The 20,028-nt window shown below is 47.3% G+C and carries 15 protein-coding genes; all 15 read left to right on the forward strand.

Annotated features, from left to right (window positions below):
* The first annotated feature begins 48 nt into the window (after positions 1-48).
* A complete protein-coding gene (locus tag WG89_RS10710) occupies positions 49-2,664 on the forward strand; it encodes a TonB-dependent receptor plug domain-containing protein (RefSeq protein ID WP_062265456.1) in 2,616 nt (871 codons plus the stop codon).
* A gap of 85 nt (positions 2,665-2,749) precedes the next feature.
* Positions 2,750-3,553, forward strand: coding sequence for a DUF3450 domain-containing protein (locus WG89_RS10715; protein WP_216638470.1), 804 nt, complete (start codon positions 2,750-2,752; stop codon positions 3,551-3,553).
* Complete coding sequence (locus tag WG89_RS10720) at positions 3,553-4,977, forward strand: MotA/TolQ/ExbB proton channel family protein (RefSeq protein WP_079253779.1); 1,425 nt, start codon at positions 3,553-3,555, stop codon at positions 4,975-4,977. Before WG89_RS10715 ends, WG89_RS10720 begins: the two co-directional genes overlap by 1 nt.
* A gap of 13 nt (positions 4,978-4,990) precedes the next feature.
* Positions 4,991-5,512: a MotA/TolQ/ExbB proton channel family protein gene (locus tag WG89_RS10725; protein WP_062265462.1), complete on the forward strand. Its 522-nt coding sequence runs from the start codon at positions 4,991-4,993 to the stop codon at positions 5,510-5,512.
* 146 nt (positions 5,513-5,658) lie between these two features.
* Positions 5,659-6,063 (forward strand): ExbD/TolR family protein, encoded by a 405-nt coding sequence (locus WG89_RS10730; RefSeq protein ID WP_062265466.1) that lies wholly within the window; start codon positions 5,659-5,661, stop codon positions 6,061-6,063.
* Positions 6,064-6,077: 14 nt separating this feature from the next.
* Complete coding sequence (locus WG89_RS10735; protein WP_153301528.1) at positions 6,078-6,698, forward strand: TonB family protein; 621 nt, start codon at positions 6,078-6,080, stop codon at positions 6,696-6,698.
* Between the two features lie 3 nt (positions 6,699-6,701).
* Positions 6,702-7,952 carry a tetratricopeptide repeat protein gene (locus tag WG89_RS10740; RefSeq protein WP_062265469.1) on the forward strand — a complete coding sequence of 417 codons (1,251 nt, stop codon included), beginning with the start codon at positions 6,702-6,704 and terminating at the stop codon, positions 7,950-7,952.
* A 134-nt stretch (positions 7,953-8,086) separates the two neighbouring features.
* Positions 8,087-9,901, forward strand: a complete 1,815-nt coding sequence (locus tag WG89_RS10745) for a M3 family oligoendopeptidase (RefSeq protein ID WP_062265472.1) — start codon at positions 8,087-8,089, stop codon at positions 9,899-9,901.
* A 612-nt stretch (positions 9,902-10,513) separates the two neighbouring features.
* Positions 10,514-12,292 (forward strand): ABC transporter transmembrane domain-containing protein, encoded by a 1,779-nt coding sequence (locus WG89_RS10750; protein WP_062265474.1) that lies wholly within the window; start codon positions 10,514-10,516, stop codon positions 12,290-12,292.
* A gap of 75 nt (positions 12,293-12,367) precedes the next feature.
* Entirely contained in the window at positions 12,368-14,158 is a 1,791-nt protein-coding gene (locus tag WG89_RS10755) for an ABC transporter ATP-binding protein (RefSeq protein WP_062265477.1), read from the forward strand.
* Positions 14,159-14,193: 35 nt separating this feature from the next.
* Positions 14,194-14,691, forward strand: a complete 498-nt coding sequence (locus WG89_RS10760; RefSeq protein WP_062265480.1) for a GNAT family N-acetyltransferase — start codon at positions 14,194-14,196, stop codon at positions 14,689-14,691.
* 142 nt (positions 14,692-14,833) lie between these two features.
* Complete coding sequence (locus tag WG89_RS10765; protein WP_062265492.1) at positions 14,834-17,896, forward strand: efflux RND transporter permease subunit; 3,063 nt, start codon at positions 14,834-14,836, stop codon at positions 17,894-17,896.
* A 41-nt stretch (positions 17,897-17,937) separates the two neighbouring features.
* The gene (locus tag WG89_RS10770) at positions 17,938-19,008 is read left to right on the forward strand and encodes an efflux RND transporter periplasmic adaptor subunit (RefSeq protein WP_153301529.1); all 1,071 of its coding nucleotides are present in this window, start codon (positions 17,938-17,940) and stop codon (positions 19,006-19,008) included.
* 217 nt (positions 19,009-19,225) lie between these two features.
* Positions 19,226-19,843: a hypothetical protein gene (locus WG89_RS10775; RefSeq protein ID WP_062265486.1), complete on the forward strand. Its 618-nt coding sequence runs from the start codon at positions 19,226-19,228 to the stop codon at positions 19,841-19,843.
* 21 nt (positions 19,844-19,864) lie between these two features.
* The coding region (locus WG89_RS29310) for a transposase (RefSeq protein ID WP_172806781.1) at positions 19,865-20,028 on the forward strand (164 nt) is incomplete at its 3' end.

The raw sequence follows: 20,028 nt of genomic DNA on the forward strand, positions 1-20,028 counted from the left end.
CTGGCCAATAATAAACACTATAAGTGGATAGCAAGGAAAAATAATAAAATGTTCAGAAGAACTGCACTTAGTACGGCTATTGTCGTCGCTATGGGGGCTTCTGCTGGCTCTACGCTCGCCATTGCAGAAGAGAAAGAAGTTGAGAAGTTGGAGAAGATTCAGGTTACTGGTTCTCGAATTTCTCGTGTAGATGTTGAAGGCTCTACCCCTGTCACTGTTATTACCCGTCAAGATATCGAGCGTAGTGGTGAGTTAACTATTGCGGATGTCCTGCGTTCCAATAATCTCAACTCCTTCGGTTCTTTTCGTGAATCTTCCGGTAATTCATTTCAGAGTCAGTCAAATGTTTCTCTGAGAGGTATTGGCGCAGATAGAACTCTGATTCTATTGAACGGTAAACGTGTGCCTGGTTCGCCAACTATGGGTGGGTCAGCTGTAAACCTTAACACTCTTCCGGCTTCTATTGTTGAGCGTGTTGAAATTCTGACCGATGGCGGCTCTGCTGTTTATGGCTCTGATGCTATCGCTGGTGTAATTAACATTATTCTGAAAACCGACTACGAAGGTGTTGAAATCACGGCTGGAGCCGGTCGTCCTAGTGAAAAAGGCGGCGATGAAGATAGCTTCAGTATTCTGGGTGGTACTGTAGGCGAAAAAGGGAGTATCACTTTCAACTTCGAGCACGATGAAAAAGCTATTATTTTTGATCGTGACCGTGATTACATCGGTGGCAAAGGCGCAAGCATCTATGGTCGTAATGTTGGCTATGTTGTGCCTGCTACAAATGATGACGGTTCAAATAAGCTGGATGACGATGGTAAGCAGGTTTATACCATAGATCGAAGAGCGCTGGTGGGTTCTAAAGATGCCGACGGTAACTGTAAAGGTGATGGGTTCTTTAACTCCGGAGACCTGTGTCGTTACGATTACACCAGTGATAAAGCAGCTACAGCTTCTCGTAAGAGAGATCAGTTCTTTGTCAACTCTGTATACCATGTTAATGACAACATCGACTTTACCAACCGTTTCATGGTTTCGCGTGTTCAGAGTTTTGGTCAGTTTGCTCCTGCTGCAGCCTTCTTTACAGTTGATCCTAATACGACAGCGGGTGACCAGTTCTTCACTGAGCAAGGTATTAATAAAATAGACGCAGATAACGATGGCAAGTTTGAGTCAGCATCTGTGTATTACCGTTTCAATGGTATAGGAACTCGTGACAACCTGGTGACTGATGTTCAGGGCGATTGGCTGAGCACTTTGTCCGGCAGCTTTGATAATGCCGCACTGGGTGATGTTAACTGGGAACTGAACTTTCAATACAACAAAACGGATTCCAAAGAAAACGGCGAAGGTTATGTGTTTGAGCCAGCTGTTCAGGACGCTTTGGAAAAAGGTCAGTTTGTAAACGGTGAGTTCACCGATGAAGCCTATAAGAATATGACTTACGATACTTCTCGTAAGATCAAGATGGATTATAAGCATCTCGATGCTGGTTTTGGGTTTGACTTAGGTGAACTGAATGGCGGTGCTATTTCCTGGTATGCAGGTGCTGAGTTCAATTCCTGGGATTACAGTGATAAGTACGATGCTCAGAGTGAAGCCGGTAATGTTCTGGGTTCATCTGGTAACTCCTCTGGTGGTGATCGTAAGTCCAAGGCAGCATTTGTGGAAACCTTCCTGCCAGTAACCGATCAGCTGGAGCTTCAGGCTGCTTTGCGTTACGACGATTACAGTGATTTTGGCTCCAAGGTATCTCCCAAGGTTTCTGCTCGTTTCCAGCCAATGGATGAGTTGATGTTCCGTGCTTCTGCTGGACAAGGTTTCCGTGCTCCAAGTCTCTCCGACTTGTATGCAGCGGATAGTTTCTCTGCTGATGATGCTAAAGACTACGTCAAGTGTGATAAAGACGGTGTTGCTAACTGTGAAGAAGAACAGTACAACGTAACACGCAAGTCTAATGCAGATCTGAAAGCTGAAACTTCAACAAACTACAACTTGGGTGTTGTATTCAGTCCAATTGATACTGTAACCACCTCTCTGGATTACTACTGGATCAAAGTTGAGGACGTAATACTTCTGAACTCCCTCCAAAGTGTAATTAATCAGGAGCGTTCTACTGGGTCTTCTGATCTGATTGAACGGGATCTTGCAGGTAATATCACTGGTGCCAGCGTGAAAATGGTTAACTCTGGTACTCTTGAAACATCGGGTCTGGATTTGAAAGTTAACTGGAGTGATGATTTCAACTTCGGTACGCTCCGAGCAGATTTTGCCGGTACTTATATTCTGGAGTATAAGGAAGCTGAATTTGTCGAAGGTCCAGTTAATGACAAGATTGGCCGTGAAGGTCTTCCCGAAATGCGCTTTACAGCGGGTCTCGGTTACTCCGTTCAAAGCCATGACTTCTACCTGAGTGCAGAGTACATTGATAGTACTGCTCAGGACTTAACCGATGACTTTAAGGCAATCGGTAAAATCCCTTCAGTGACAACTTACAACTTTGCATACGGAGTTGAGTTGCCTTGGGATGGTCGCTTGACTATGGGTGTTCGGAATCTGACAAATGAAGAGCCTCCATATGTAAGCTCTACTGGTGATTTCGACGACGAACTCTATGACATTCAGGGACGTACTTACTACGCGAAGTACACCCAGAGGTTCTAATTTGAGTTCCGCCTGAGCACGACTTCGTCGTGTTCAGGTTGTTTGTCTAATAATAACAACAACCTTTCATGGGAAATGGCAGTCCATGACGACAATGAAAACAAAAACTCACAAGGTTAAAAGCCTGTGCAGTGTACTTGCATTAAGTACTGCGATATCGGCTTCATTACTCTCCCCCGTTGCATTGGCAGAAGATCCTCTTTCCAGTGCGTTATCTACTCAACAAAAAACCGATAAGGCTTCACAGGTTTCCCAGGTCAAGGTAGACAAACTGTCTAACCAGACCCAGGATTTATTAGCTGATTATAAAGGTGTAATTCGTCAGGTTGAGGCATTAAAAGTCTACAACCGTCAATTGCAGAAAGTGGTTAATGCCCAGCAAAGTGAAATTCAATCCATGCTGGAGCAAATCAAAACCCTGGACCAGACTAATATTGAGATTACTCCTCTCATGTTGAAAATGGTCGACGCTCTGGAAGAGTTTATTGAGCTGGATGTTCCCTTCCAGATGAAAGAACGTCGTGATCGTGTTGTTCGACTGAAAGAAACTCTGGACAGTCCAAACGTCACCACTTCAGAAAAATACCGCAAAATTCTTGAGTCCTACCAGATTGAAACTGACTTTGGCCGAACCATCGAAGCCTATGAAGCCAGTCTGGGTGAGGGTGATGATACCCGTACTTATAACTTCCTCCGTATTGGTCGTGTAGCTCTGCTTTATCAATCCCTGGATGGTGCTGAAACCGGACAGTGGAACAAGGAAACCCGTCAGTGGGAAGTCCTGCCAGAAAGCTACCGTGCTGGTGTAAACCAGGGCCTGAAAATTGCCCGCAAACAGGCGCCGCATAACCTGATCAAATTGCCTGTTCGTACAGCGGAGGATGCGTAATGAAGTACCTTCAAACTTTAAAGAAAGCGATTAAACCCGTTGCTATCGCAATGGCTGTGGGTATTGCTGCCCCGGCATCCGCAGAAACAGGTCTGACTGCTCTGCAGGGGTTGCTGGATAAAATCAAGCAAGACGGCGTAACTGAAAGCCGGGAGAACCGTGCCCGCGAAGCGCGTTTCCTGAAAGAAAAAAACAATCAACAGCAGTTGCTGGCAGAAGCCAAAGCTGAGCTGAAAGCTCAGGAAGCATTGAGTGATAAACTGCTTAAGCAGTCTGATGCCAACGAGCAAGAACTGAAAGAAACTCAAAATACTCTTGATATCCGTTCCGGCGAACTTAAAGAGCTGTTTGGTGTTGTACGTCAGTTCGCAGGTGATAACAGGGGTGTTTTCGAAGCGTCCATGATCACGGCTCAATATCCTGAGCGTACAGCTTTTATGGCAGAGATGGCGGAAAGCAAAAAACTGCCTACTACGGCCAAGCTGGAAATGTTCTGGCATGAAATTCTACAGGAGATGGTAGAAGCAGGGCGAGTAGTGAAAATGCCTGCAACTGTTGTCTATGGTGAAGGTAACGAAGCTCAGAAAGACATCATTCGTGTCGGTACCTTTAATGCTATCGCTGATGGTAAATACCTGAACTACTCACCGGCCGTTGGCAAATTCCAGGAGCTGTCCCGTCAGCCAGACTCTTCCATTCTTTCTTCAGTAGAAGGGCTGGAACAGTCCACTTCAGGCTTTGTTCCTTTTTATGTTGACCCATCTAGAGGTCAGATTCTTTCCCTGCTGGTCCAGAGTCCAAGTGTTACTGAGCGTATTGATCAAGGTGGCGTAGTCGGTTATGTCATTCTGGGCCTCGGTGCTTTGGGTATGCTGCTGGCACTGTTCTGCTACCTGAACCTGACCCGTATTGGTCTGGGTATCAACAAACAGCAGAAATCCGAGCAGGTCATCAAAGGGAATCCTCTGGGTGAGATTATGCAAACTTACCAGGATAACCGTGAATCGGACCTGGAAACCCTGGAGCTCAAGCTGGACGAAATCATCATGCGTTCTGCTCCTTCCATTGAGCGCGGTGTCGGTTCCATCAAACTGATCGCTTCCGTTGCTCCACTGCTGGGTCTGTTGGGTACTGTGGTAGGTATGATTGCAACCTTCCAGGCCATTACCCTGTTTGGTACCGGTGATCCTAAGTTGATGGCTAACGGTATTTCCGAAGCTTTGGTTACCACAATGCTGGGTCTGGTTGTTGCGATTCCAACCCTGTTTGCCCACAGCCTGGTACAAAGCAAGAGCCGTCGTATGATTCAGGTGCTCGAAGAACAGAGTGCAGGCTTCATTGCCAAGCATCAGGAGCAGGATCTGAATACCGGTGCCCGTAGTGTGAGGTCTTCTGTAAGTCCTCAGGACGCGCAACCCGCCTAAGGAGGAGTTGGATATGCTCTGGTTAATAGAAGAGCTCGAATCCATCCGCCGTTTTCTGGGCATGGGCGGCGATGTACTGATGATGTTGTTCGTACTGACCCTGCTGCTTTGGGTTTTGGTAATTGAGCGTTATCTCTACTTTTTTACCGAATACCCAAAGCTGATCAAGCAGACCATGGCAGACTGGGATGCCAGGACAGACAAACTGTCCTGGAACGCCAAGAAGATTCGATTGGCTATGATCTCTGAAGTCTCTCTGAGTGTGAATCGTGGGATGCCCATGATTAAAACTCTGATAGCGCTTTGTCCTCTGCTGGGTCTGTTGGGAACTGTGGTAGGTATGGTTTCTGTATTTGATGTACTGGCTGTAACCGGGACAGGTAGTCCCAGGGCCATGGCATCAGGTATTTCAAAAGCCACTATCCCAACAATGGCAGGTATGGTTGCAGCACTCTCTGGCCTTTATTTCAGTGCCTTGCTGGAGAAGCGTGCAAACCGGGCAACGCATCAGGTTTCAGACTCATTACAGCATTAAGCAGCTTTGAGCTTGGCAGTGCTGAGTTCATAAAAAGAAGAATAACTATTACTCATCCGCAGTCATAAGGGTGTGTCACAGCTGAACTGTTAAGTAGAGCTTTACAGAAATCTGTGGCAAACCTTCAGGGATGGGAGGAACGAAAAATGAGAAGACGTTACAGTAACGGCGCTCAGGAAGAAGCAGGAATCGATATGACCCCGATGCTCGACATCGTGTTCATCATGTTGATCTTCTTCATTGTGACAACGTCGTTTATTAAGGAAGCGGGTATCGATGTAAACAGACCTACTGCGAATTCAGCCCAGGTAGTCAAAAAAGGCAACATTATGATTGCTGTCAGTGACACCGGTGCAGTCTGGATCGATAAGCGTCGAGTTGAAGTCGGAGCGGTTCGTGCCAACGTGGAACGACTGAAAGCTGAGAATCCGGAAGGGGCCGTAGTTATCCAGGCGGATAAGGAAGCGAAGTCCGGAATTGTGGTTGAAGTCATGGATCAGGTCAGGCTGGCAGGGGTCTACAGTATCTCGATTTCAGCGAAAGAGCAGTAAGGCTGGAGGCGCCCATGCGTTATCTGATATCTCTGGGTCTTGGCTTTGCTGTTGCACTGGGTTTGTTTGCCGTCATGAATGCGCTGGTTAACAGCAACAAACATGAACTGGTAAATGCTGATGATACTCGAATCAGTGAGTTTATCCGGTTGCAGCGCCCCGAGACCATTAAAGAAAAGAAAAGGGAAATACCCAAACCTCAGCCTAAAAAGCCGCCACCCCCACCGGAAATGAAGATTTCCCAACAGGTGGATAAGCCGGTGATTGAACAGGTCAAAATGGACATTCCAAAGATGGATGTAGATCTTGATCTGGCGGTAGGCGATGGCGTTGGCTCTTTTGCATCCAGTGGAGTGGCTTCCAGTGGTGGGCCGGTAGCTCTGAATAAGTTCAGCCCAATGTATCCCAGAAAAGCTCTGCAAAGCGGATTGGGAGGAAGTGTTGTCTTCCAGTATACGGTCTCTAAGGAAGGGCGAGTTACTGATGTCAAAATTCTTAGAGAAAAGCCCAGAGGCAAGGGGTTTGGTAAAGCCATTAAAAAGGCTGCAGCCAAATGGAAGTTCAAGCCTGCAATGGAAGACGGTGTTGCTATAGCCCGAACCCAGCAGCAGGAATATGAATTTACATTGGAGTAAACCATGAATGGAATTAAGCGATTGCTGTCAAAAAAGGCTGCGCTCTCCTTAGTGGTTGCAGGGCTGAGTATTGCATTAGTGCAGCCCGTAAGTGCAGCGCCTAAAAAAGCACCTGAGCTGAGAAAGACAACCTATAAATACCTCCAGAAAGCCCAGGAGCAAATGGCTGAAGATGATTATGCTTCAGCCCAGGCGAGTCTGGAGCATGCTCTTGGTAAGGTGAAGAACGTAAAGTTCGACAAAGCCGCTATCAATCAAATGCTAGGTGTTGTTTATGCCAATCAGGAGCAGTTTAAAAAGGCTCTGAAATTCTTCAAGGCATCATTGGCTGATGATGCGCTGCATCAACCTGCAGCACAGCAAGTAAGGTATAACCTTGCTCAGCTATTAATGATGCAAGGAGAATATAAGGAAGGTATTGACGTTCTACTCGAGTGGATGGCAAACCTTGAAGAAGGTGTAGCTATACCTGCCAGAGCCTGGATTATGCTGGCAAACGGATACTCTCGCTTGAACCAGTGGGAGAACGTTATAGAGCCAGCTACCAAAGCTATTAAGGTATCCAAGGAACCCCCCGAGTCCTGGTATACGTTGCTGCTGGCAGCGCACTACGAGCTGAAGGACATCCCAAGTGCCATCAAGGTGCTTGAGACTTTGGTGAAGATTGCGCCTCAGAAGAAAAAATACTGGCAACAGCTGTCTGGCATGAATATGTCGATCAAGCGTGACCGTCAGGCTCTGGCTGCTCTGCGTGCTGCATATAGACATGGTCTTTATGACAAAGAAAGTGACTACACTCAGTTGGCTAACTTTCTAACATTTCGTCGTGTGCCATATCAGGCAGGTATTGTTTATCAGGACGGCCTGGACAAAGGGGTTATTGAAGCAAACTTTGATAACTACAAACGTCTGGCTAACTTCTGGTCTCATGCTAAAGAGTCTCGTAAAGCGGTTGAAGCATTTTACGAAGCTTTGGCATTGAGGAGTGATGCTGATCTGCAATTGAAGCTCGGCCGAATGTTAGCTCAGTCTGAACGTTTTGATGAGTTGCTGAAACTTGCTGCAGAACCTGCCGATGGCATGAAAGATAAACATACGGGTGAAATGCTGTTCCTGTCGGGTATGGCTCACTACCAGTTGGGCAATACTCGCAAATCTCTGGAATTGATGCGCAAAGCGGCCGAAATTAAGAGCAGCCGAGGCAAAGCCAATTCCTGGATTGGGTTCCTGGAACAGGATCTTAGCAGTAGCTGATCTATGACTGGGCAAAGGCACCTGCCGCAGAAATAGTTTAGAAGTTCATGTCTGTTCTCCCCCCTCCCTCTGACTGCCATACGGGTTAACACCCGGGTGGGAGGGGGGATTCTTCACTTCTAAAGGACTGTTTTATGACGCTGGATCAAGATCAAACCATCCCGGTCTGGAATAACCTCTCTATCTACTCCTCGTTAACTGACCCAAAACTGGACAATGATTTCAAAGACTCTGAAGGGCTTATTGGTTCCCTGAAAGCCTTGGGAGAAAAGGTTTCTGATTCATCCGATCAGGATGAAATACTGGCAAACATTGTTGAGGCTCTGGGTCTGTACGACGAAGTGAGTGTTAAGGTCTGGACAGTCAGTGTTTATGCCCAGAGTTTTGTCAGTGTCGATGCCAGGAATGAGGTGGCAGCTCGCATAAAGGTAAAAACCGGTGAGTTGGGTGCTCGAATAGATCAGGCCTTTAAACCCATTGATCAGTATGTAATAGAAGCCCCTGAAAGCTTTCTTGAAAAGTTGCTATCGAATAAGCAGGCAGCCGCTTTTCGGTTTTATTTTGAGCATGAACGCAAGATGGCTGACCATCGCCTTTCAACGAAGGAAGAGGTCGCTGTATCTGCGCTATCGACAAATGGCCTTCATGGTTGGGGTCGTTTGTACAGTGAACTGGCAGGTCAGTTGAAGTGTGATATTGATGGTCAGGAGTTGGGTTTGGCTTCTGCCTTTAATCTGACGCTTGGACAAGATGCTGAAAAACGTCGTCTGGCCTGGGAAGGAATTCAATCGGCCTGGAAAAGCCGGGAAGAAACCGTCGCCGCCATTCTCAATGCCATCAATGGCTGGCGATCTCAGGAGCAAACACTTCGTTCGGCTAAAAAGCCTCTGCATTATCTGGATGTTTCCTGCCACAGCCAATGTATAGAAAAAGAAACTCTGAATGCATTGATGGAGGCCACTGATTCCAGGAAGTCATTGGGGCATCGTGCCCTGAAAGGGATAGCTCTGGGATTGGGTGTTGAAAAACTCGGGCCTCAGGATCTTCATGCTCCTTGTCCTGTAGACAGTCAGGAAGACACTTACATCTCGTTTGAGGCCGGTATCAAGCTGGTATCAGATGCATTCTCAAGTTTTGATACAGAGATGGGCGAGTTTGCTTTGCAGATGTATGAGAATGGCTGGATTGATGCCAAGCCTTCTGAGTCACGTTCAACCGGGGCTTATTGCACAAGGTTTGAAAATGTCAGGGAACCCAGAGTTTTCATGACCTGGGATGGAGCCATTACCAATGTCATTACTCTGGCTCATGAATTAGGGCATGCCTGGCATAACTGGGTTATGAAGGATATGCCTCTGTCTGAAACCCGTTACCCCATGACTCTGGCGGAAACGGCCAGTATTTTTGCAGAAACTCTGGTCAGGGATGCACTGTTTGAACAGGCTGAAACTGATGCCGAGAGAATGCAGGTGGCCTGGCAGGATGCAGAGCGGGCGGCGGCTTTTCTTAATAATATTCCGGCCCGTTTTGAGTTTGAAAAGCGTCTGGCTGAGGGAAGAAAAGAAGGCTATCTGTCGGCCAGTGAGTTAACTCAAATGATGGAGTCCAGCTGGGAGCAATGGTACGGCGACAGCATCAGTGGTTACGACTCTATGTTCTGGGCTTCCAAACTGCATTTTTCTATTTCAGGGCTCAGTTTCTATAACTACCCCTATCTGTTTGGTTACCTGTTCAGTCTGGGGGTTTATGCCCAGAAAGATAAAATGGGCAGTGAATTCAAGACCGCTTATCGTGAGCTGCTGAAAGATACCGGAACCATGACGGCTGAAGATCTGATCCGAAAGCATCTCGATCAGGACATCACCCAACCAGAATTCTGGCTGTCCAGCCTGAGCATTGTTGAGGGGCTGGTTGAGAAATTTGAGCAGCTCATTGAAAGCAAAAAATAATCCAATCTGGCTATTCTGACTGCGTACGGGATAGCCTTGATTTCGACTTTTTGTCGTCTCTCCCAATTTCTTTTCAAAGCCTGTTGCATCAGTTATACGGCTAAGTAATAATGCTTATTCCTGATGCTTCTACCCTGCAAAAGGATAAGGAATAAACAAGAATGATTTTTGAAAGTGTTTCATTGAACACTTTCCAGTACACAACACCTCAATCAACAGCCAACAGCTGGAATGCAGCCTGAACTTCACCAGGTAAAGGGTCTGCATTATTAAGAATAAAAGGTGAAGGAGTAGCAACATGAACAATACCGCCCAAAAGACCGTTTTCACGTCTAAAGCCACCCATACCGGCAATGCTCGCCGTGTTTCCATTGTGGCAGGTCAGGGCGGAATGCTGATCCCCCTGCCTTGACGACCCAGTCAGCACTGGCCGAATAACGGCCGAACAGTCAATAACAGACAGATTGGATGATTTGAACCTTCAGCCTTTGATGAAGTGTCTTTTCTGTTTGGTTAAATGATAAAAATTCAAAAGTAAAAAAACGCTTGATGTAGCTCGATGCAGGCCAATTTCGGCTATTTGCTGGCTGCATACAGGCATTTGGGGGAAAAATGGATATTTTCTGGAACCTGGGATGGTTCTTTAAGCGCCATTGGCTGCGCTACATGTTCTGTGTTCTTTTTTTGATACTGGTTTCAGTCGTTGAGTTGCTGCCACCCTGGCTGGTGGGCAATCTGGTGGATGATATCCAGTCCGGGTCTTTATCTGCGGATGACATTATTAAACCGGTGTCTCTGATTGCGCTGACCGGTGTGCTGGTTTACGTGTTCAGAAATGGCTGGAGGATTCTGCTGTTTGGTGGGGCTATAGAGCTGGGTCGCGTGATGAGAAGCCGACTCTTTCATCATTTTACCCGGATGTCTCCAGAGTTCTATCACCGTCATAAAACCGGAGATCTGATGGCTCATGCCACCAATGATGTAAAAGCCATTGAAGCGACTGCAGCTGAAGGTGTCCTGACTCTGGTTGATTCCATCGTTGCCGGTTCCGCTGTGGTGATTGCCATGATCTGGGTTTGTGGCTGGCAGATGACTGCCGTTGCATTATTGCCTTTTCCAATTATGGCCTGGTTGATGTTTCGATATGCCTCTCTATTGCATAAGCGATTCCGAACCGCTCAGGAAACCTTTTCGGATTTGAATAACCGGGTTCAGGAGTCCGTTTCCGGTATTCGGGCGATCAGGGCTCACGATTTGAATCAGGCTCAGAAAGTAAAGTTCAAGGAAAGGTCTGAACAAACCAATGATGCCAACCTGAAGGTGGCGAGTGTTGATGCTTTGTTTGACCCGACCATTGCTGTCTGTGTCTGCCTTTCTATCATGGGAAGCCTGGGTTATGGCGCCTGGAGAATTGCTCATGGGCTGATGACGGTGGGTGAGCTGACAACATTCACCATTTATTTGGGGTTGTTGGTTTGGCCCATGTTTGCTTTTGGCTGGTTGTTCAACATTGTCGAGAGGGGCAGTGCTTCGCTGAATCGTTTGCAGACATTGATGGCTGAGTTACCCGATGTGGAAGATCGGGCTGCTGACAGTCATGACAAGCCGGAAGGGGATATTGAGTTTGATATTCAATCGTTCACCTATCCAGGGGCGGAACAGACATCTCTTGGGAGCTTAAGCTTTCAGATTAAAAAAGGATCTTTTGTCGGCATTTGCGGTCGAACCGGTAGCGGTAAAACGACACTGTTCAGATTGTTGCTGAGAGAGTATGACAATCAGAGTGTCTCTATCCGAATTGGCGGTAAACAGCATGATTCTGTAAGTCTGGATGCCTTGCGCAGTCGATTTGCGCTGGTTTCTCAGGAGCCTTTCCTGTTCTCGGCCAGCATCGCTGAAAATATCGCTTTTGGTCGATCCGGTGTCTCGCAGGAAGAGGTTGAACGGGTTGCGCAACTGGCTTGTGTTCACAACGATATTCTGGGCTTCAAGGATGGCTATGAAACCATGCTGGGTGAGAAGGGCATTAATTTATCCGGTGGTCAAAAACAGCGGATCACCATTGCCCGTGCCTTATTGCTGGATGCGGATATTCTGCTCTTTGATGATGCCTTCTGCTCTTTGGATATGAAGACAGAGGCGCAGATTCTGGACAATTTGATGAACAGCGATAAGCAGCAAACCCTGGTGTTGATTACCCAGAGACTGACCAATCTCCAGAAGGCAGATCAGTTGATTGTTCTGGATCAGGGAGAGATTTCCGAGACAGGCAGTCACAACGAACTGGTCAGAAGCGAAGGCTGGTATTCACGAATCTACCAGCGTCAGGCTATGGAAATTGCAGATCAGAAAGAGCCTGAAGAAACAGTGGAACAGCTGGCAGCCAGTTAAAACTAATGATTGCCCGGGAATGAAAAAGAATAATGAAGGAATGTGTGGTGATAAGGGCCACACAGGGAGTGAACCTTGGAAAGGTTAGAGAAAAAGAAACAGTTCAAAAGACTGCTTCGTTATGCGTTGCCTTATAAGAAAAGGCTGATTTTAAGTTTTACCCTGCTAATGGTCGCAACGGTGGCCGGTCTGACGGCACCGGTCATCATGAAAACGTTTATAGATGACCATGTGGTGCCCGGAAACTGGGAAATCAAAGCCATTGTTCTATTGGCTGTCGTTTTTCTTGCATTGTACTTGCTGGATGCAGTCATGACCTGGCTGGAGACAATACTCTTCCAGAAAGTGGCGCTGGCTATTGTTCATGACATACGACAACAGGTGTTCAACCACTTGTTCCGCTTACCTATGTCTTACTTTGACAAGGAGCCTGTAGGCAAGCTGGTTTCAAGGGTGACAAACGATACTGAAACCATCAAAGATCTGTTTGTCAGTGCGTTGCCGCAAACACTCAAGGGTGCCATTACTGTTGTTGGTGTCGTTGTAGCCATGTTTTTGCTGGATGCCAGGCTAGCCTGGTTCTGTATAGCGATTTTGCCCTTTATTTTAGGGTGTATCTTTCTCTATCAGAAATTCAGTCATCCTGTTTTTCATGCATCAAGGGCTGTGTTGAGTGATATCAATACCCGGGTGAATGAATCCATTCAGGGTATGTCGGTTATCCAGACACTTCGTCAGCAAAAGCGAGTCAGTGACCAGTTTGAGGAGGCGAATCAGGAGTATAAGGATGTTCAGAATCGTCTGGTGAGAATCAATGGTCTGTTGCTCAGACCTATGGTTCACCTGGCTTCAACGATGGCTCTGGCCCTGATGGTTGGAGGCTTTACCGGTCAGGCTCTGAACGGCCCGATTGAAATCGGTTTGTTGTATGCCTTTATTAACTATCTGGATCGGATGTTTGAGCCTTTGACTCAGGTCACCATGCAGATGCAGGTATGGCAGCAATCGGTTGTTTCTGCGGAGCGAGTATTTACTCTCATAGATGAAGACATAGAGCCTGAACAGCAGAGACGCAAAGATTCCGTCATCGCCAAAGGAAAGATTGAGTTCAAAGACGTTGAGCTCTCCTACGATGGCAGCAGCAAAGCATTGGATGGCATCAGTTTTACCGCTGAACCCGGCCAGTTTATTGCGCTTGTGGGTCATACCGGCAGTGGCAAGAGTTCGATTGTGAATCTGTTGATGAGGTTCTATCAGTACCAGAGTGGGCAGGTTCTGATTGATGACCAGCCTCTGGCCACATTCGAGGAAGAAGAACTGCGTCAGCAACTGGGATTGGTTTTTCAGGAGCCTTTTGTTTTTGAAGGCAGTATTGCTGAAAACATTCACCTGGGGCATGAGCATGTTACGGATAAAGAAGTCTGGCATGCCGCACAGTTGGTGCAGGCTGCAGGGTTTATAGAAAAACTACCTGAGGGATATGCCCAGGTGTTGGGTGAAAGAGGTCAGTCCCTGTCCAGTGGTGAAAAGCAACTGCTGTCGTTTGCCAGAACGCTGGCGCAGGATCCCAGGATTCTGATCATGGATGAAGCCACCGCCAACATCGACAGTGAAACAGAGCAGGCCATTAAGCAAGGGCTGAAAACTCTGCGTGAAGGTCGAACAACACTGGCTATTGCCCATCGTCTGACCACGATTGAAGACGCTGACCTGATTCTGGTCATGGAGAAAGGTCGTATCGTGCAGCGGGGAACTCATCAGCAATTATTGGCTGAGCCCGGTCTGTATCTGGATATGTACCAGTCCCAGAGAAACCTGATGGAAGAAGAATCACTGCTGGCAGAAGCAAGTCCGCTGGCCGTGTAAGGAAGAAATAAAAGCAGTAACAAGAGGGCAAAGCCATGGATGACGTCATTGTAAGGCACCTGGAGAGTCGTGATATACCCGGGGTGAGGGATATCTATAAGGGAGAAGCGGCTGTAGCAGGAACTTTGATGGTTCCCCATCCTTCACAGGCTGACTGGGAGAAGCGACTCAGTAATCCTCCTCCCGGTGTTTACATTCTGGTGGCGGAAAAACAGGGAGAAATTGTGGGTCATGGTGCCTTGATGCATCAACAGAACCCTCGTCGCCTTCATGTAGGAGCCTTTATGATGGCTGTAAAAGATCAGCATCATGGGTTAGGCATAGGTAGCCAGTTATTGGGAGAGATTCTTAATCTGGCTGACAATTGGTTGAACTTGAGACGGGTAGAGATGACTGTTTTTACTGATAATGAATCAGCAATTCATCTCTATAAAAAGTTTGGCTTTGTGGTGGAGGGAGAGTCGCCGGACTATGCCTTCAGAAACGGTGAATACATTGGTGTTTACCATATGGCAAGAATCAGGAAATCCTGAAGATAAAAGGCTGCCTCTCTCATAAGGAGAGGTAGCCATACGACCTTTGAAGTTTGAGTCAGCCAACGCTGTTCCTGGTTGCACTCATTGCTTACAGAGCAAAAACAATAATAAAGAATCCTTGTTGGAACAGAGCGAGGTTATGAAACTTACACGTTCTTCTATCAGCCATCCCTCCGTGGTTGCGATTGCGGTGGCACTGGTTTTTCTGTTTGGCATTATCAGTATTCGGGTATTGCCTATACAGCTATTCCCCGACATTGACCGACCCCATCTGTCCATAGAGATTTTCTGGAGGGCTGCAGCGCCTGAAGAAATGGAGTCCGAGATTGCTGAGCCCCTGGAAAAAGCCCTGAAAGGCATTTCCGGGCTTAAGGAAATGGACAGCAATTCAGGCAGTGGCAGGGTGGAAATTGATCTGGAGTTTGCCCTGAACACCGACATGCAGAAGACGCTTCTGGATGTTATTAACCGTTTGAACCGGGTCTCGGGACTGCCTGAAGATATCAGTGGACCTTTTGTAAATAACAACAGTTCCAATGACAACCTGACCTTTCTGTTTATACAACAGTTACCCGGCAATGAGCGTTCCATCAAAACTTATCAGTCACTGATCGACAGTCAGGTTAAGCCTGTGCTGGAAAGTATTCCCGGTGTTGCAGGGGTTGCTGTTCGAGGAGAAGGTCAGAGACAGCTGGAAATTGAGTTTGATGCCTGGAGAGCGGCTGAGCTGGGCATTACGATTCCTGAGTTGTCCCAAAGAGTCGCTGCAGGTTTTGATGTATCGGGCGGTACGCTCAATATAGGTCGTCGAGAATTTAAACTGAGACTGGCTGGCAAATACGAAGTGGATGAGCTGGGTAATCTTGTTGTTGCCTGGCGAAATGGGAAACCTGTTTACCTGCGGGATATTGCAGAGGTTGGGATTACCCGGGGGAAAGAGCGAACACTGCGCATTCAGAATGGTAACCCGGCTATTGGTTTACAGGTTTTCAGAGAGTCCGGGGCCAATGCGCTGGAAGCTTTGATCGCACTGAAAAAAGAAGTGGTCTGGCTCAATGAAAAAGTTCTGAAACCAGAAGGGATTTTGATGGAGCAGTCGTTTGATGCATCTGTTTTCATCAAGCGAGCCTTGAATATGGTCAGCTCCAGCTTGTTGTTTGGTATTTTGCTGGCGACTGGCATTCTCTGGTGCTTCCTGCGCCGCTGGCGAGCCACACTGATGATAGCCATGGCGATTCCTATCTGCCTGATGCTTACCATCTGTTTGTTGAATATTGCCGGACGAACCCTGAACGTTATTTCTCTGGCGGGTCTGGCCTTTTCTGTGGGTATGGTGCTGGATGCGGCCATTGTGGTTCTGGAAAGCATTATCAGGCAAAGGGAGAAACAACAGGAAAGCAAGGAAGAAAGTGCTGCAGTAGCGGCAGAGAAAGTCTGGGGAGCACTGCTGGCTTCCACTTTAACGACAGTAGCGATATTTCTTCCGGTTTTATTGCTGAATGATGTGGAAGGCCAACTGTTCTCTGACCTTGCTCTTACTATTGCAGCTTCCGTAGCCATGTCTCTCATTGTGGCTATGACGGTTTTGCCTGCTGCGGCAGCAGCCTGGCTACCAGAGCAGAAATTGACGGACAATTTTCAGTCTATCTGGGAAAAGCTGTCAGCCTTGATTATGAAACTGACAGCCACTGTCCGCCGTCGTCTGGCTATTATTGTCCTTCTGATGGGCTTCCCGGTTGTTTTGACGGAAGTAGCCATGCCGAGAATGGATTATCTGCCTGAAGTGAAGCGGGATGCCATTGATGTCTGGTTTAGTTTTACTCCGGGTACCAGTGTGGAAGCGGTGAAAACCGAGATTATGCCCACCCTGGTTGAACGACTGGCTCCCTATATGAAAGGGGAGAAAGAACCGGCTCTCAAAAACTATTATTTCATTCTCTGGCCCGGCGGGGCTTCGATGGGTGTCAGGGCTAAAGACCAGGAAAACGTCAAAATGCTGGAACGCCTGGTGATGGATGAGATTGTACAGGGCATTCCTGACACAAGAGCTTTTGGTGGGCAGGGTAACCTGTTTGGCGGCTTTGGTAACGGCAATGGCGTTAATCTTGCGCTTCTGTCCACTGATTTACCTGGACTCTATGAAGCTGCTGCACAAGCCATGCCTGTCATTACGGAGAAGCTTCCGGGAGCACGAGTTCGGCCGATGCCAGGGTTGGACTTTACGGCACCGGAGTTGCGTCTAACACCAGACGATCGTCGTTTGGCTGAAGTAGGCTGGTATCGCTCTAACCTGCCAATGGTCGTTAGAAGCCTGGGTGAAGGTGTTCAGTTGGGTGAGTATTTCGACGGCGAAGAGCGGATGGATATCATTTTGAAAGGTAAGGATATCCATTCTCCTGAAGTGCTTCGTTCAACTCCGTTGATGACACCCTCAGGGTCTGTTGTTCCTCTGGGAGAATTAATTGAAGTCGAAGGTCTGTTAGGGCCCGCGACGATCTTCAGAATCGATCAGCGAAGAGCACTCGTTCTTTCTATCAGACCGCCGGAAGGTATGACGCTGGAGGAAACCCTTCTTACTGTCGAAAGTGAAATCCTGCCTATCATCAAACCGATGATGCCCACTGATGGGCAGATCAAGGTGGCAGGAAACGCCGACAGTCTGAAACAGGCCATTGGCAATTTGCTCAATATCTTTGGGTTTGCGCTGCTGATCCTGTTGATTTTGTTGTGGGGACTGTTCCGCTCAGTGAAAGACGCCCTGATGGTTATCCTGACATTGCCATTAGCCACTGTCGGGGGTGTGCTGGCCATACATTTGTTGAATCTGGTGACCTCACAGCCTATGGATCTGCTGACTATGGTGGGCTTTATCATTCTGCTGGGGCTGGTGGTGAACAATGCGATATTGCTGGTACATCAATCCAGAACATTGGAACGGCAGGGTGTGAATCGGACAGAAGCCGTTCATCAGGCTTTGCTGACCCGAATGAGACCCATCTTCATGACGACCCTGACCAGTATTTTTGGCATGTTGCCATTGCTGCTCAGTCCCACCACCGGGAGTGAAATCTACCGCGGATTGGCTGCGGTCATCGTGGGAGGCATGAGCATGAGTGCATTGTTCACATTATTACTGCTGCCTGCATTGCTGAGAATGGAATTTGGCAGGAAGGCAGAGGAAGAAAAGATTGTTTCTGTTTGATCAACGACCAGAATAAAAATCAGAGGAAAAGGGATATCAACGTGTTTACAGAAGCAAGGTGGCTTAAGCAGTTAGGTCTGGCCTGTTTATTGAGTATGACTTCAGTGACTGTAATGGCTGCCAGTACGGTCTCATTTGCTGAAGTGGAAGAAGAACTGAAAGCACCGGTCAGCTGGTTCAATGGTTCTGTGGCCAGTCAGCAAAAAGCTGAGTTGAGCGCTGAAATCAGTGGTCGTATTACCTGGCTTGCTGATTTTGGTCAGCAGGTGGAAGAAGGGGATGTTGTCGCCCGAATTGATGATCGTCAATTACAGCTTCAGCTGAAAACCAGTGAAGTGGTATTAGGGAAAGCGAAAAGCAAACTCAAGTATCTGAAAAATGAGCTGGATAGATTGGAGGCACTGCATAAGAAACGGGGGATTTCCAGAACAGAGCTGGATAAAGCCAGGCATGATTATGATCTTGCCCGCTTGGACGTGGATTATGAGCAGGTGAATCTCGAAATTATTCAGGATCAGCTGTCCAGAACGGTTATCAAGGCGCCTTTTGCCGGTGTTGTGAATCAACGCTCCAAGCAGCCCAATGAACATATCAGTTCTGGTAGTCCTGTCCTTCATCTGGTTAATCCTGATGCTTTGGATATTCGGGTTCAGATCCCTATTGAGTTGGCGGCAACACTGGACAGTAGCAGTCGTTTGAATATTCAAATGGATGAACAGCATCAGCAGGCTGAAGTCTTTCAGCGGGGAGCCAGAGCCGATGCAAAATCAAGGTTGGTGGAAGTTCGACTTGACCCTGAGAATGATCATTGGTTGCCTGGCTCACCTGTCAAAGTGGCTATCCCCATGAGTGCTCCTGCTCAAGTAAAGGTAGTGCCAAGAGACGCAGTTATTTTAAGTGCTGTTGGCAGCGCAGTTTTCAAGATTCTGGAGAGTCCTGAAGGAGGGCTGACCGTAAAAAGAGTCTCTGTAGAAGTGCTTTTTGGAGACGATGACACCGTATCTGTCAAAGGCGATATTCAGCAGGGTGATCGAATCGTGGTAAGAGGTGCCAGCCGTTTGAGAGACAGTGAGCAGGTGGTGCTTCTGGAAGAGAATATTCCTGTTTCCTGATCTTTTGTGATTCTTCATGCCTATAGCCAGTTTCAGGCCTGAAACTGGCTTCCAAAAGCCCTTTGAAAATCTTTTTAAGACCTGAGACTTATATGGATATTGATGACTGTTCTTAGCAATGTGAACGGGTTCACAAAATAAATTTATGGCCATTTTCTGTACTTGTTGCTTATACGACAGAGCCTCAGAATGAAAAGAAAAACGAAAGGGACAGACCATGGCGATAGTAAAAGAGCTGCTGGAAAATAAGCCGTTATCAGTGAATGGGGGGGCCAGGCGACCTACTATCAAAGGCAACCATCATATGTACAGTAATGATCCCTGTACAGTGACATACCGAGAGGTCAGGGTAGAAGGAAATCTGACCGTAATGGTAGATGTCAGGGTCAATCAAAATGGCGATACCAGTTTCTTGCCTTGGCAGGAAAATAAAATTTGCTCTCTAGTATTGCCTGCACGAGGAGGTCCGTCGGTTTTTCAGACCTCATCTATGTCTGGGTGTGCTTTCTATATAGATAAAATAGGCAATGACCTGATCGTTTATCATGCTAATGCCAATCAGTTTGGTGGTGGCAACGGTGTTAATCTCGCAAATTATCAAACTCCAGAAGCGATAGAGTATCTGAACAAGCTTCATACCAGAGCGGGTGATGACTATCTGGATAATGGCTTTCCTGTTCTTCAGAGAAGACTCTTAAAGGATGAGTATTTAAAGGGGGTTCAGCAAGTGGGTGGAGGAGCCATGAATCTTGTTGGCTATAGATCAGGCGGTAAATCTCTACGGGTCATATTCCCCGCAGCTTGCTGCGTTTCTGCGGCATTAGCCGCAGCATGAACTTGTGACTACATTTTGTGGATGGCTAAAAGTAGGTTCATCCACAAATCCCACAATGTCACTGTTCTTATGTATCACTTGGTCTGTCCAGCAAAGTATCGAAGAGTGGTCTTTAGCGATGAAGTAGACAAGACGTTGAAGGAGGTATGCTTGGCTATCTCAGAGCGTTATGAAATTTACTTCTT

This window comes from Endozoicomonas arenosclerae (assembly GCF_001562015.1).
GTDB classification, from domain to species: domain Bacteria; phylum Pseudomonadota; class Gammaproteobacteria; order Pseudomonadales; family Endozoicomonadaceae; genus Endozoicomonas_A; species Endozoicomonas_A arenosclerae.